This is a genomic window from Thermosporothrix sp. COM3 (assembly GCF_059696735.1).
Map to the genome: position 1 here is coordinate 7,148,773 of NZ_AP019376.1, position 13,858 is coordinate 7,162,630.

The window sequence follows — 13,858 nt, forward strand, 5'->3', positions numbered from 1 at the left end:
TTAGATGACTGCAACAACAATTGATGGACGCGCTTTGGGGAAGGAAATCCGGGCCGAGTTACGAGAGGATGTGCAGCGTTTTGTAGAGGTCAAGGGACGGGCTCCGGGACTGGTGATTGTGCGTGTAGAAGGTGACCCCGCTTCCGGTGTCTACAGTAAGGCTATTTTGCGCATTGCAAAGGATCTCGGGGTTGAGGCCCGCCTGGAATTGTTGCCCGCCGATATTTCAGCGGATGAATTACACGCGGCACTGGTGCGCTTGAATCAGGATGTCACGGTGCATGGTGTGATTGTACAGATGCCCTTGCCCGCTCATCTCTCACAGAAGATGGTTGCGGAGACGCTCGCAGCAGAAAAGGACATCGATGGGATCAGCCCTTTGAATACCGGAAACCTCTTCCTGGGCTTCCCGAGTTTTGTGCCTTCTACTGCTGCTGCGGTGATGGAGATTCTTGAGCGCACCAAAACGCCCTTGCAGGGAAAGCGTGTTGTGGTCATTGGGCGCAGTAATGTTGTGGGTAAGCCGCTTTCGTTGCTCCTCTTACAGAAGAACGCCACTGTTACCGTCTGTCATTCGCGAACGACCAATCTGGTTGAGCTCACGCGTGAGGCTGATGTGCTGATTGCGGCTGTGGGTCGGCCAAATATGGTAACAGCAGAGATGGTGAAACCCGGAGCAACCGTCATCGACGTGGGTATTAATGCGCTGCCCGAAGGAGGCATTGTCGGTGACGTAGATTTCGCTTCGGTGGCCGAGGTTGCTGGTGCGGTGACGCCGACTCCCGGAGGTGTTGGCCCACTGACTAATGTGCTGCTCTTAAAACAGTGTATTGAGGCCGCATGGAGACAGATCGGCGGACGACCCAGACCCGCTGAACAGGTTTCGCAATCATCGTAGGATGAGCAAGGGATCAGGCAGAATATGGCTTCTGGCTGCTCCCTTTTTTATTGCCAGGGCTTTTATCGATCAATGACCTCACCTGGAGGAGGGGCTTGTGTCTGGACTCCATTGCAGCTCAGAGAACCGTCGCAGGTGCTCTGCTTTGGCTTCCTTGTCCGGCACATCAGGGACAAGTGACAACTGCTCCATTCTCGCTCGGCAGGACCGGGCGAGAAGCATTCTCCTTTGACGCGTGTGCCAGCTTATGCGCGATCGGCTTCTGCTGCATAGGTTGATTGTACTGCTGAGAAGAGCGTGTCAAGTATTTTGAAGAGATTTGTATTGTTTGAGAAGATGCATCTGCTGTTCTCTCTTTGGCTTGCTTGAGCTGCCATTGCAGCAGGCCCATGCCGCCCCGGCTTGAAAGTCGTGGGCTTCCTGGGCTGCTTCTTGTGAAGGAGGAAACCATGACCTCTCTACTGGTTCGACTCTGGCGCCGGCTTAAAATTGGTCCACTTCAATGGTATCTTCTCTGGTTGACGCATTCCACTTTTCTGATAGGTGTTTCTGGCGTGATTCTCAATGAGCAGGAGCAGGTGTTGCTGCTGCGTCATCGTTTCTGGAAGCCTGGTTCCTGGGGACTGCCCGGAGGCTATATGGAAGCAGGTGAGGCACTGGATGAGGCATTGATTCGTGAACTGAAGGAAGAGACCGGTTACACTATTGCCGTGGAGCGCCTGTTGAGGATGGTGAGCGGCTACAAGCTCCGTGTTGAGGTGACGTTTCTCGCTCGGCTGGTCGGCGGTGAGTTGCATCTTGATTCACGCGAAGTGTTAGAAGCTCGTTTTTTCGCTCCTGATGAGCTGCCGGCTGGACTGTTGCGTTCGCATCGGCATTTAATCGAGCAGGTAGTACAGGACCCGCAAGCCGGGCCATTTTTGGCACGTTCGAGATCAGTACAATAAATATGAGAGATGTTGAATTGTTCACTTCTTTTTTGCTACAAAGAGAAGGGGAAACGTATTTCCTGAAGAGAGAATATTCTGGCGGGAATACTGCTCACGTTTATGCCGTTTGATTCTGTAATTCGCGATTTGTCAGGGGTTTTATGCCGAAATGAAGGGCACCGGAGAAAATATACGGTTTTTACCTGATAGTATTCCAGCCTTCGGACCTTGACGAATGGCAAAAAATCGCTAAAATCTCTATAGACGATTGAAATTTTTATAAGATTTACGAGGTTTCAATGCAGATTCTTGTAGTCGGCGTCGATCATACTACCGCCTCGATCTCTTTACGGGAACGTCTCTCTTGTTCGTCTCGGCAGATTGCCCAGGTACTGCATAGTGCGCGTCAGGTGTTTCGAGAATGTGTGCTACTCTCAACCTGCAATCGGGTTGAGCTTTATGCTGTAAGTGACGATGCTGAGCGCGATCGTCCTGCCCTGTTGCGCATTCTTGCTGAACAACGTCAGGTGCCTCTGGAAGAACTGGAAGCGCATGCCTTTGTGTTTACAGGCAGAGAAGCGGCTTCTCATCTCTTTGCGGTAACCTGTGGGCTGCATTCATTGGTCCCGGGAGAGCCGCAGATTCAGGGTCAAGTAGTGGATGCACTTGAGGTTGCTCAGGGGGGAGGATTTTCGGGGCCAGTGCTCTCCGCTCTTTTTCGTGCGGCCATTACAACGGGCAAGCGGGCTCGTAGTGAAACGGGGATCAGCCGAAATGCTGCCTCGATCAGTCATGTGGCCGTGCAACTTGCGCGTCATTTATTCCCCGCTTTGACGGATGCTTCAGTCCTGCTGGTCGGTTCGGGTCAGATGAGTGAATTAGCTGCTCGTAACCTGTATGATAATGGCGCTCGTCGCCTGGTGATTGTCAATCGCACATTTGAGCGCGCTATTGACCTTGTCCAATCCCTGAATGCCTCGCACCGTTCTTTTGATGAGCTTGAAGAGGCGCTGGTTGAAGCGGATGTTGTGATCAGCTCTACTCGGGCTCCCCACGCTTTGATTACTCGGGACCTCATGCAACGGGTAATGCAGCGGCGAAACGGGCGTTCTCTTTTGTTGATTGATATCGCGCTCCCAAGAGATATAGAGCCTGATGTTGCCTCGCTCCCTGATGTGTATCTCTATAATCTGGATGACCTGCATATGGAGGTCGAGCGAGGAATCCGCTTGCGCCTGCAAGAGGTTGAGCATGTCAAGGCGATTGTGGCGGAAGAGACGCAACAATTTGAGCGCTGGTTGGCCTCTCTCAGCGTTGTGGATACTATCAGCGATCTGCGCGGTCTGGTCGATCAGGTGCGGCGGCTGGAACTGGAACGCACCTTACGGCAGCTTCCCTCTCTTTCAGAGCGCGAGATTGCTGCTGTCCAGGAACTCACGCATAGGCTGGTGAATAAATTCTTGCATATGCCCACTCGTCGTTTAAAGGACGCTGCGGCTGATGGACAGGGGCATGTCTACGCTGAAGCGATGCGCTATTTATTTGCTCTGGAACAGGAAGATGAAAAGCATAACAATAGGAACGCGAGCAAGCAAGCTCGCAATGATACAGACCAACTGGATCATCGAGCGGCTTCGTCACCATTGGCCCACTCTTGAGATCAGGGTACAGCAGATTCATACCACGGGTGATAAAGTCACGCACTTACCGCTGACTCGTATTGGTGGCGATGGTGTTTTTGTGACCGAGATTGAACGTGCTCTGCGAGCGGGTGAAATTGATCTCGCTGTTCATAGCCTGAAGGATCTTCCGACTGCGCAGCCGGAGGGTTTGCGGGTGGTTGTAACGGGCCCGCGTGAAGATGTGCGCGATGTTCTGATCTCACGGGAACCCTTTGCCTTGAAAGATGGTCGATTGCAGGGAGGGAAAGAGCGTCCGCGCATTGGTACCTGTAGTCTGCGGCGTACTGCTCAGATTCTGCATCTATGCCCTGAGGCTGAGATAGTACCGCTCCGGGGCAATGTTGATACGCGCCTGCGGAAGCTTGAGGCGGGCGCGTATGACGCGATTCTACTGGCTTCTGCCGGGCTGCATCGTTTGCAGGCCCATCAAGCCCTGGCTGAAAAGCTTCTCTATCTGCCGGTCGAGACGCTGGTTCCGGCTCCGGGACAGGGAGCACTTGGCCTGGAAATTCGCGATGAGCCCGCCTGGTGTGACATACTTCGCCCGCTACAGGATATGACTGTTCAGGCGACGACGACCGCTGAGCGCATGTTTATGCGTCATTTGGGCGCAGGTTGTTATCTTCCCGTGGCGGCGCACGCGCTGCTCCAGAATGAGCAAATGACACTCTCTGGTCTGGTGACCAGCCTGGATGGGCGCAAGCGGATCACGGTGCAGGCGGCGCTTCCCTGGACAACGCAATCTACGATAGAGCGGGCTGAGCAACTTGGCATTCAGGTTGCTGAGCTGGCGCTGAAACAGGGTGCAGGCGAGATCATCGCCGAGGTGCAAATGGAAAGGGAGAGGTAGCATGGCTGAGATTGAAGGAAAGCGTATTCTGGTCACGCGGACGCGGGAACAGGCGTCGGTATTGTGCGAGCAACTTCGCTCGTTGGGCGCTTTTCCCATTGAGCTTCCAACGATCACGATTGTACCACCTGATGATTGGAGTGAGCTTGATACGGCGCTCCTCGGGCTGTATGAGCGCTATGATTGGGTGATCTTCACCAGTGCGAATGGCGTGAAGATCTGTATGGAGCGCTTGCGTTCCCTCGGATACGATCCGACTCAGATCAAAGCTCGGGTCGCGACTATCGGTCCGGCAACAGCGGCAGCGCTCCAGACCTATGGCGTGACTGCGAACCTTGTTCCGTCAACCTTTATTGCCGAGGGGGTAGCGGCGGCTCTCCGAGAGGATGCGCAACGGAAGGGACACTCTCTCGCTGGGCAGCGCATTTTGCTGGCCCGTGCTGCCGAGGCTCGTGAGGTATTGATCACCGAGCTTCGTGAGGCCGGCGCCATTGTCGATGTGGTTGCGGCCTATTTTACGGTCCCTGTAACCGGAAATGCTGCGGAAAGTCAGGCTGTATTTCAGATGCTGCAAACACGGCAGCTTGACCTTTTAACCTTTACCAGTTCGTCAACCGTCCGAAATTTTGTACACTGGCTCAATACCTGTACCGCCCAGGGATTACAGCAGCCAGATCTCTCGCAAGTCGCGATTGCATGTATTGGACCGATTACGGCTCAGACAGCGCGTGAACTTGGCCTGCATGTGACGATTGAGGCGCAGGAGTTCACGATACCCGGTCTGGTCGAGGCAATACTTCACTATTATGAGGATGCAAAAAATGACAGAGCAGACAACCCTATCAAATAACGATATGACCAATACAGAGACAGCTCCCGAGGCAGCGAAACCCAAAGCGAAGCAGCCTCGGCAGCTTGTCCGCTTTACTTTCTACAAACTGGATCCGCAGTGGTTGCGCTTGCCCGCTGATGTGCGCGAGCAAGGACGACAGGAGTTGCTGCGCATTTACGAAGAATATAGTCAGAAAGCGCTGATTCGCAGCTATGGCCTGTATGGCGTTCGTTCAGACTGTGATTTTATGCTCTGGACTGCGACCTATGATGTAGAGGATCTGCGCTGGTTGAGTAGCCAGATTCGACGCAGCCCGATGGGACCCTACCTGCATGAGGCGCAAGCGTTTCTGGCAATGACCAAGCGTTCTGTCTATGTCGGGAAACATGTTCGGGGCTCGCATGATCCACGGCTAGTTGTGACGCCTCGTGATGATAAATACCTGTTTGTGTACCCCTTTATCAAAACGCGCCCCTGGTATAAGCTCTCGCTTGAGGAGCGCAAACGCATGATGAATGAGCATATTCGGATGGGAGTCAAGTATCCGAATATTACCATTAACACAACCTACTCCTTTGGCATTGACGATCAGGAGTTTGTGGTTGCCTTTGAGTCGGATAGTATCGCGGACTTTCTGGATCTCGTGCAGGAGATGCGCGAATCGGAGGCCAGTCAGTATACCTTGCGTGATACGCCGATGTTCCTGTGCATCAATGAGTCTCTCCCCGAGATTCTCGATGCAATCGGGGCCTGAGAGAAGAAGAGGCTGTACGTATGGAAAAAGAGTTGAAGCACACGCGCTCGCATGCGCTCTTTCAGGAGGCGCAGCAGCTCATGCCGGGAGGCGTGAACAGTCCTGTGCGTGCGTTCCGGGGTGTCGGGGGTGAGCCCGTTTTTATTGACCATGCCGAGGGCCCCTACCTCTATGATGTGGATGGAAACCGGTACCTCGATTTTGTGCAATCCTGGGGGCCAATGATTCTCGGGTTTGGCTATCCCTCGGTGCTGCAAGCCGTGATCGAGGCCAGCAAGCGTGGGTTTAGCTTTGGCGCTCCAACCGAGGCGGAGAGTGAGCTTGCGAAGCTGGTAATGGAATTTGTGCCCTCGGTTGAGATGATTCGCTTTGTCAACTCCGGGACCGAGGCAACGATGAGTGCTTTACGGGTCGCTCGCGCTTTTACCGGTCGTAGTAAGATTGTGAAATTTACCGGCTGCTATCATGGACATGCTGATATGCTGCTGGTACAGGCCGGTTCTGGCGTAGCCACGCTCGGGTTGCCGGATAGCCCCGGAGTTCCGGCTGAAACCACTGCCAATACCCTGACCGTTCCTTACAATGATAGTGAGGCCGTAAAGGAGCTCTTTAAGCTCTATCCTGCCGAAATTGCGGCGGTGATTGTTGAGCCGGTCGCGGCCAATATGGGTCTTGTTTTGCCGCAACCCGGCTTCCTTGAGACGTTGCGTGAACTGACCAGTCAGCATGGGGCGCTCCTCATTTTTGACGAGGTAATGACTGGTTTTCGGGTTGCTCTCGGTGGCATGCAGCAGCGGGTCGGTATTCGTCCAGATCTGACCTGTTTTGGTAAGATTATTGGCGGCGGGATGCCCGTTGGTGCATATGGCGGGCGTAAGGATATTATGCAGGTAGTTGCGCCAATCGGGCCAATGTATCAGGCTGGAACCCTTTCCGGGAATCCGCTGGCTATGGCGGCTGGTATTGCGACCCTGAAAGAGCTGCGCAAGCCGGGACAGTATGAGGCGCTGGAACGGAAAAGCCTGTTGCTTGGTGAGGGGTTGGAACGTGCTTTGCGTAACACGCGTGTGGAGGCGCAAGTTGTGCGTATCGGCGCGATGTTCTGCCTGTATTTCACCTCTGAACCGGTGACCGATTATGCATCGGCCAAACGTGCGAATACAGACCGCTTTAGCCGCTACTTCTGGGAGATGTTGGCGGCTGGCTACTATCTGCCACCATCTCAATTTGAGGCTTGTTTTATCTCGCTTGCGCAAGAAGATGTGATGCTTGAAGAGGCAGCTCGAACTGCCGAACATGTACTGCGTAAGCTGGCGTAGGAGGCGCTGTTATGTCTCTTTTCCCTTCTGTTCGTTTGCGGCGAACTCGTCAGAATGAGAAGCTTCGCGCGCTGGTGCGAGAGACGCGCCTGAGCGTCGAGCAGTTGATCTATCCGCTGTTTGTGGCTGAAGGCATCAAAGAGCCACTGCCTATCGAATCGATGCCCGGCGTCAATCAGTGGCCTGTTGAGGCGCTGGATACGGTCGCGGAGCAGGTTGTACAGGCCGGGATTCCGGCAGTCTTGCTGTTCGGGATTCCCGCGCACAAGGATGAAGTGGGCTCAGAGGCCTACGCAGAACAGGGCATTATTCAACAGGCGATTCGGCGTTTGAAGGCCATTCAGCCCGAGCTACTGGTGATTACAGATGTCTGTCTCTGTGAATATACCAGTCATGGTCATTGCGGCGTGGTAAAGAATGGCACGGTTCAGAATGATGAGTCACTCGTGCTGTTGGCGCGTATGGCTGTGTCGCACGCGGAGGCCGGGGCGGATATCGTTGCACCGTCAGATATGATGGATGGGCGTGTTGAGGCACTTCGCCATGCACTCGATGAGCACGGCTTTAGCGGTTTGCCAATCATGGCCTATTCCGTGAAGTATGCTTCAGGTTTCTACGGGCCATTTCGTGAGGCGGCTGAGTCCGCGCCCCAATTTGGGGATCGGCGGTCGTACCAGATGGACCCGGCCAATGTGCGAGAGGCGCTTCGTGAGGTCGAGCTTGACGTTGCGGAGGGGGCTGATATGATCATGGTGAAGCCCGCTCTCGCCTATATGGATGTGATACGGAGAGTGCGAGAAAATTATGATCTGCCGCTGGTCGCCTATAACGTGAGTGGAGAATATTCAATGGTCAAGGCAGCGGCACAGAATGGCTGGATCGACGAGAAGCAGATTGTAATGGAGATCATGACCGGTTTGCGGCGCGCGGGCGCTGATATGATTATTACCTATCATGCACTGGATATCGCGCGCTGGTTACGGCCCTGAGAGGCTTAGCAAGAGGGTTTCAGTGAGGAACTGAGACCCTCTTTTTATGGCCTAAATACTCCAGACTCTGAACTGCTGAAAAGAAACCTCTGTCAGATGATCCTGACTGATTGCCGCCAGTGCAAATGAGCCTTCAGGGAATGCGGTATCTTTGCCCTCTGTAATCCGCTTTTTATCCACAAAAAGCTGGAAGGTAGAACCGCGTACCACCAGCGCGATCAGGTATGGGTGATGGGGCTCGTTTTTGGTCGTGGGAGGGAGCTCCTTTTCGCTGAGATTGATGGTTGGTTGGTCATTTGTGCTTTTACGCAGGATCACGAAGCTGTTCTGACAGAGCTGAACATAATAATAATTCAAGGTTGCCTTCTGCTGGCGAAAGATCACGGCTCCACAGTCCCCCGTTTCAATGGTCATCTGGACTTCAAGCGCGAAATTCGTTGTTGATAGATCGGCTGAGCAATATTGTCTGCTGTGTGGCGCAAGCTTGCGGATATGATAGGCGTCGTTCCGAAACTGGCAGTCCCCCTTGTGATTGGGTGCGGTGACGTTCTCCCACTTATTCGGCTTGTCGAGTGGGTCGATAAACAGCAGTTTCCCCATGCCGGGAAGATAGGAAGGATAGGGAAGAGCTGGCAGAGTTGTGGTAGGGGCCGAAGTCTGTTTCTGTGTTTTCGGGGCCGTGGTGGCCGTTTCTGACGCTGTGGGATGTGCCAGTGTCTGGTACAGGCCAATACTGCCAAGACTGATAAGAAGAAGCACGATTACACAGGCTACGAGTAGTGGCAGTTTTCGTTTCTGGGCGGGTGGCGTCTGCCTTTGGGTGGGTAACGCTTCGATTGAGAGTGCATCGGTTTGCTTGCGAACGAGCGAAGGTGTCTCTATCCCTCGGGGGGTCCGGGTGGGAGCGCTTTGTTCTTTGAGCGATGTGGATGGTCGGGTTTGTACTGGTCCACTGAGGGAAATGGAATGGGCGGGCGGCTCCGTGGTTCCCAGTGCTTGCTGGAGTGCCTGGCTGAAAGTGCGTATGGAGGGGTATCGGTCCTCAGGCTCTTTGGCGAGGGCACGAAGCAAGACCTGATCAACCTCAGAAGGAAGCTGCTTTTTAATCTCGCTCGGAACACGTGGGGTTTCCTCAAGATGCTGATACATAATATCGGGGACAGGGCCACGGAACGGATACTGACCCGTCAGGATTTCATAGGCCATAATCGCAAGCGCATACTGATCACTGGCCGGGACAGGCTGACCGCGCCATTGTTCGGGAGCCATAAAGAGCGGTGTTCCGCGGATTTCGCGGCTCTCGCTTCGTGTGACCATATTCAGATGGGCAATCCCGAAATCGGCAAGCAGCAAATCAGGGAGATGTGGACGATCTGGCCTGTCCCGGAGCAGAAAATTAGAGGGTTTGACATCTCGATGGATGATCTGGCGATCGTGAGCATATTGTAGCGCTTCGGCGGCCTGTGTGATCATCATGCTGATATCGTGTGGTGTCAGTTGAGCCAGCCGTTCGGGATCTCGCGTCCAGATATTCAGCGCACCCTCCTGTCGATAGGGCATCACCTGGTAGATGATGTTCTGCTGTTCTTTTAGCTGACTCTCGCCAAAGGCATAGAGTGGCAGAATAAACGGGTGGTCCAGCATTGCGATGGTACGTGCTTCCCTTTTAAAGAGCTCAATGTTTTCCTGAAGCTCTGCCTCAGAGAACTCCTCATTCATATGAATGACCTTGATAGCAACATCGCGTTCAAGGACCGTATCGCGGGCGAGGTAGACGGTGCCCATGCCACCTCGCCCGATGAAACGGAGTATCCTGTATTGATCGAGTTGTTGTCCCTCTAACGTCATACTGACCTCGTTGTTTATACCTGCCAGACTTTTGCATCCTGGAAGGCGATCTCTGTAGGTTTTGTCTGTGTGCTGGCTGTCATACCAATAATGCCCTCTGAGAAGCTGGTATCGTTGAGTGCTTCAAGCTGTTTGCCGTTCACAAACAGCACAATCGTTCCGCCTTGAGCGACAACTGAGACCACATTTTGCTCTCCAGAGCTGCCATTGATAAAGGTACTGAATTTGTTCTTTCCGATCAGGTTGGTGCCTTCCTGAGATTGAGAAGTATATTTGTAGATCCCGTAGTATTGATCAGTACAGAGAGCGAAGTAATAGCCTTCTTCCCGGTCTTCATTGTAGCGGAAGACAATACCTCCGCAGCCCGGTTTGACAAAGGTCATCTTAACCTCGACCGCGAAGTTTTTCTCGGTAAAGGTACTTCCACAGTAGTATGATTTATCTGGCTTTGTCAGTGTGATATCGAGTGAGTTCCGGGTATAGGAGCATTTTCCACCGAACTCCTTGTTCTCTTCGCCATCGTACCAGTACAGGCGTTTAACGAGTGGGTCATAGTAGCGCAAGGTACCACTTCCGGGAAGGTAGCTCGGATAGGGGTGCTGCGCGTTCTGCGTCTCTGCAACCTGGGTTGCTGTAATAGCGGTCGCAGTCGCATTAGCCTGTGCAGTCGCTACTACTGGTGGTACGGCTGATGCTGTAGCATTGGCCTGTGCAGTCGCCGTTGCATGCGAGTCTATATGTGGTGGCGAAGCAGGAAAAAAAGACGGCCAGAGAATTGCCCCTGCTGTGATAGTGCTGCCAAGAAAGATGACCACGCTAAGCGCTACCAGCAGGGTTAGCAGGTTATTGCGGCGCGGTTTTCCTTGAGGCAGTGAATGATATGATGGGGCAGGAAATGGCGAGTACGGCTGTTCGGCTTTAGTTGTGGGCATAATTGAAGGTGTAGGTGCTGTGTGGATTGGCGTCACTGGATATGGCTTTGCCGGTGTCACCGGGTGCTCGGGGGTTGGATTGGAGTTCGCCATATGTCTGATGTCGGATTGTCCGGGAGGAGGAGGCGGTACAATACGCTCGGGTGAGGACGTACCAAGTGCTTGCTGCAATGCCCGGGCAAACGCCGTAATTGTGCGAAAACGCTCTTCTGGCGCTTTCGCGAGCGCGTGCAAGAGGACGGTATCAACATCTGTGGAGAGTCGGGGGTTGAGCTGACTGGGTGGGATGGGTGATGTTGTCAGATGTTGATACATCAACTGTTCGGTCGAGCCCTGATAGATAGGCTGTCCAGTGAGCATTTCATAGGCAATAATTGCCAGTGCATATTGATCGGTCGCTGGAACGGGCTGGTTTTTCCATTGTTCGGGAGCCATAAAATGGGGTGTTCCTCGAACAACCTGACTGACATTGACGGTGGTTGTGTTCAGGCGTGCAATCCCAAAATCGGTCAGCAACAGGTCGGGTTGTGATGGGGCCTCGTTCCGAATGCGGAGCAGGAAATTAGAAGGCTTGACATCTTGATGAATAATCTGGTGCTCATGGGCATGATAGAGCGCGTCGGCGGCCTGTTGAATCAGCCGGGCGACCTCTTCGGGAGGAGGCACTTCGTCGCGATATCGCTCTTTTATCCATTTACTGAGCGAGCCTTCTTTGCGATAGGGCATCACCTGATACACAACGCGCTGGTTCCCGATCTGTTTTTCTCCATACGCGTAGAGTGGCAAGATGTGCGGATGATCCAGAGCGGCGATCGCTGTTGCCTCGCGCTTAAACAGGCGAATTGCTTCCTGTAGCTCATCCTGGTCGAGTGTTTTTGCCATCTGGATCACTTTGATGGCGACATTTCTTTGTAGTAGCGTATCTCGGGCAAGATACACATCTCCCATGCCCCCGCTACCTAGAAGATATTCGATGCGGTACTGATCGAGTAGTTGTCCTTCAAGAGACATCCTAACCCCCGGCAGAACGTTTTTGCCAATGGTGGCGACCATTAAGCAGAATAAGGAGAATCAAGGAGTACCTATTATATCATGTTTTGAGTGCCATGTTCCCTGGCGATGAAATGATTCTTGCAATGGGAGAAGGGCTTCTGTGCTTATATACGAATACAAGGGGCAGGTGTTGTATCGACTCAGAAGTTTCTATTGCTTCCCGCTTGTTTGCATCTGAAGAGGTACGCTACGGCTTTCTTTGCGTGCGGTCAGTGCTTATAATCAGAAGGGAGAAGACGGAATATCGCCTGTAGGGTAATTGTTAATAAGAGGAGAGTGCTCGGGAGATAGAGATCAATAGAGCCGCTTCATAGTGCCCGTTCAGGCGATGTGAAAGGAGTGGAACATGTCCCTGACTGAGAGTCAACTTGAACATATCCGTTCGCGGGCTCAGGCCTATCTGGAACAGGTTGTTGAAACCGGAATCCAGATCTGTACTATTCCCGCTCCAACGGGAGCAGAAGGGAAACGTGCAGAGTTTGTGGCCTCCCTTTTTCGTGAGCGCGGATATGAACCGGAGATAGATGCGCTTCAAAATGTGTATGTGCGGCGCAAAGGGCGCCACCCGGGCCCAATCGTAATGCTGCTGGCACATCTTGATACCGTCTTCCCGGCTGAGACATCGCTGAATGTGGTACGCGAAGGTGATATCTTACGAGGGCCCGGAATTGGCGATAACAGCTTGAGCGTAGCGTCCCTGCTAGCAACGCTGGATATGCTGGATGAGCTGAAGCTGGAAACCGAGGGGGATCTGTTATTTGTGGCCGACGTGGGAGAAGAGGGGCTTGGCAACCTCTGTGGTGCACGAACTGCCGTCGATCGGTTCCGGGAGACGTTGGGCGCAGTGCTGGTCATTGATGGGAGCCTGGGCTATGTCGTGCATGAGGCTGTTGGTTCAAAGCGCTGGCGCATTACCGTGAAAGGGCCGGGAGGCCATTCATATGGCGCTTTTGGTACGGCCAGTGCCATTCATGGTCTGGCTCACCTGATCGTGGGGATTACCTCTCTTGAGATTCCCGAGGAACCGAAAACGACCTATAACGTGGGAGTTATAGAAGGGGGGACGTCTGTCAATACGATCGCGGCAGAGGCCTCGGCCTTGCTGGATATGCGCTCCACTGATCCCGCGGCTTTGCAGGCGCTGGCTGATCAGGTCCAGGCAATTGTAAAGCGGACTGCAAAGGATGGCCTGCAAACAGAAATTACCGTACTTGGCGAGCGTCCGGCGGGCCGCAGGGAAAGAACGGATCCCTTAGTGCAACTGGCTGCTAGTACTTTACGGTGGCTCGGCATGGAGCCCCGATTTACTTCTTCAAGTACAGATGCTAATATTCCGATCAGCTATGGCATACCTGCTGTTTGCGTAGGGGTCACACAGGGGCATAAGGCGCATACAGTAGAGGAGTGGGTCACGATTTCTCCTCTTGGAACAGGGCTGGCGCAGGTGGTTCGTCTTGCGATAGAGGCGAGCTCACTGGTAAAGAAATAGACTCGGAAACAGAGAAGCAGAGGTAAGGAATAGAGATAGGATAGCTTACCTCTGCTTTTCAAGTGCTCTTACATCTTTGGTAAACGCCCGGCCAGATAGCGACAAAGCCCGGCAAAGAGGAGCGCCTTGCTGGTGCCCCCGGTTACAGTCACGATAAAGCCGATTGCAAGACCAAGCGTCACGCCGATTCGGCCTGCTGGATGACGCAGCATATGCTGTATCGTTCTCATTGGTTTTCTCCCTTTTTCAGAATGCGGGATGACCTACGGACTCTTTACTTATA

At 53.4% G+C, this 13,858-nt stretch carries 12 protein-coding genes; 9 read left to right on the top strand and 3 right to left on the bottom strand.

Going from position 1 to position 13,858, the window contains the following annotated elements:
* The first annotated feature begins 4 nt into the window (after positions 1-4).
* From KTH_RS30605 to hemB, 8 genes are all read left to right on the top strand, one after another.
* Entirely contained in the window at positions 5-898 is an 894-nt protein-coding gene (locus KTH_RS30605; protein ID WP_111322540.1) for a bifunctional 5,10-methylenetetrahydrofolate dehydrogenase/5,10-methenyltetrahydrofolate cyclohydrolase, read from the top strand.
* A 449-nt stretch (positions 899-1,347) separates the two neighbouring features.
* Positions 1,348-1,845, top strand: a complete 498-nt coding sequence (locus KTH_RS30610; protein WP_111322667.1) for an NUDIX domain-containing protein — start codon at positions 1,348-1,350, stop codon at positions 1,843-1,845.
* Positions 1,846-2,126: 281 nt separating this feature from the next.
* Entirely contained in the window at positions 2,127-3,485 is a 1,359-nt protein-coding gene (gene hemA, locus KTH_RS30615; RefSeq protein WP_111322544.1) for a glutamyl-tRNA reductase, read from the top strand.
* A complete protein-coding gene (hemC, locus tag KTH_RS30620; protein ID WP_497622673.1) occupies positions 3,430-4,359 on the top strand; it encodes a hydroxymethylbilane synthase in 930 nt (309 codons plus the stop codon). The genes hemA and hemC overlap by 56 nt, the downstream gene beginning before the upstream one ends.
* A 1-nt stretch (position 4,360) precedes the next feature.
* Positions 4,361-5,209 (top strand): uroporphyrinogen-III synthase, encoded by an 849-nt coding sequence (locus KTH_RS30625; protein ID WP_497622675.1) that lies wholly within the window; start codon positions 4,361-4,363, stop codon positions 5,207-5,209.
* A complete protein-coding gene (locus KTH_RS30630) occupies positions 5,181-5,945 on the top strand; it encodes a chlorite dismutase family protein (RefSeq protein WP_111322550.1) in 765 nt (254 codons plus the stop codon). The genes KTH_RS30625 and KTH_RS30630 overlap by 29 nt, the downstream gene beginning before the upstream one ends.
* 20 nt (positions 5,946-5,965) lie before the next feature.
* On the top strand, positions 5,966-7,264 hold the full coding sequence (gene hemL / locus KTH_RS30635; protein ID WP_174843921.1) for a glutamate-1-semialdehyde 2,1-aminomutase: 1,299 nt from the start codon (positions 5,966-5,968) through the stop codon (positions 7,262-7,264).
* A gap of 11 nt (positions 7,265-7,275) precedes the next feature.
* A complete protein-coding gene (gene hemB, locus KTH_RS30640; RefSeq protein ID WP_111322552.1) occupies positions 7,276-8,253 on the top strand; it encodes a porphobilinogen synthase in 978 nt (325 codons plus the stop codon).
* Positions 8,254-8,304: 51 nt separating this feature from the next.
* Here the strand turns inward: hemB and KTH_RS30645 are convergent, their stop codons facing one another.
* Both KTH_RS30645 and KTH_RS30650 read right to left on the bottom strand, forming a co-directional pair.
* Positions 8,305-10,101, bottom strand: coding sequence for a serine/threonine protein kinase (locus tag KTH_RS30645; protein ID WP_111322554.1), 1,797 nt, complete (start codon positions 10,099-10,101; stop codon positions 8,305-8,307).
* A gap of 14 nt (positions 10,102-10,115) precedes the next feature.
* On the bottom strand, positions 10,116-12,044 hold the full coding sequence (locus KTH_RS30650; RefSeq protein ID WP_170142588.1) for a serine/threonine protein kinase: 1,929 nt from the start codon (positions 12,042-12,044) through the stop codon (positions 10,116-10,118).
* Positions 12,045-12,432: 388 nt separating this feature from the next.
* Here KTH_RS30650 and KTH_RS30655 point away from each other — a divergent pair, with 388 nt between their 5' ends.
* Positions 12,433-13,575, top strand: a complete 1,143-nt coding sequence (locus tag KTH_RS30655; RefSeq protein ID WP_497622679.1) for a M20/M25/M40 family metallo-hydrolase — start codon at positions 12,433-12,435, stop codon at positions 13,573-13,575.
* Positions 13,576-13,643: 68 nt separating this feature from the next.
* Here the strand turns inward: KTH_RS30655 and KTH_RS30660 are convergent, their stop codons facing one another.
* On the bottom strand, positions 13,644-13,805 hold the full coding sequence (locus tag KTH_RS30660; RefSeq protein WP_170142589.1) for a hypothetical protein: 162 nt from the start codon (positions 13,803-13,805) through the stop codon (positions 13,644-13,646).
* Between the last annotated feature and the right edge of the window lie 53 nt (positions 13,806-13,858).

Coding starts and splice junctions, on each gene's coding strand:
- KTH_RS30605 (WP_111322540.1), top strand. CDS start 5: ATGACTGCAACAACAATTGATGGACGCGCTTTGGGGAAGGAAATCCGG.
- KTH_RS30610 (WP_111322667.1), top strand. CDS start 1,348: ATGACCTCTCTACTGGTTCGACTCTGGCGCCGGCTTAAAATTGGTCCA.
- hemA (WP_111322544.1), top strand. CDS start 2,127: ATGCAGATTCTTGTAGTCGGCGTCGATCATACTACCGCCTCGATCTCT.
- hemC (WP_497622673.1), top strand. CDS start 3,430: ATGATACAGACCAACTGGATCATCGAGCGGCTTCGTCACCATTGGCCC.
- KTH_RS30625 (WP_497622675.1), top strand. CDS start 4,361: ATGGCTGAGATTGAAGGAAAGCGTATTCTGGTCACGCGGACGCGGGAA.
- KTH_RS30630 (WP_111322550.1), top strand. CDS start 5,181: ATGACAGAGCAGACAACCCTATCAAATAACGATATGACCAATACAGAG.
- hemL (WP_174843921.1), top strand. CDS start 5,966: ATGGAAAAAGAGTTGAAGCACACGCGCTCGCATGCGCTCTTTCAGGAG.
- hemB (WP_111322552.1), top strand. CDS start 7,276: ATGTCTCTTTTCCCTTCTGTTCGTTTGCGGCGAACTCGTCAGAATGAG.
- KTH_RS30645 (WP_111322554.1), bottom strand. CDS start 10,101: ATGACGTTAGAGGGACAACAACTCGATCAATACAGGATACTCCGTTTC.
- KTH_RS30650 (WP_170142588.1), bottom strand. CDS start 12,044: ATGTCTCTTGAAGGACAACTACTCGATCAGTACCGCATCGAATATCTT.
- KTH_RS30655 (WP_497622679.1), top strand. CDS start 12,433: ATGTCCCTGACTGAGAGTCAACTTGAACATATCCGTTCGCGGGCTCAG.
- KTH_RS30660 (WP_170142589.1), bottom strand. CDS start 13,805: ATGAGAACGATACAGCATATGCTGCGTCATCCAGCAGGCCGAATCGGC.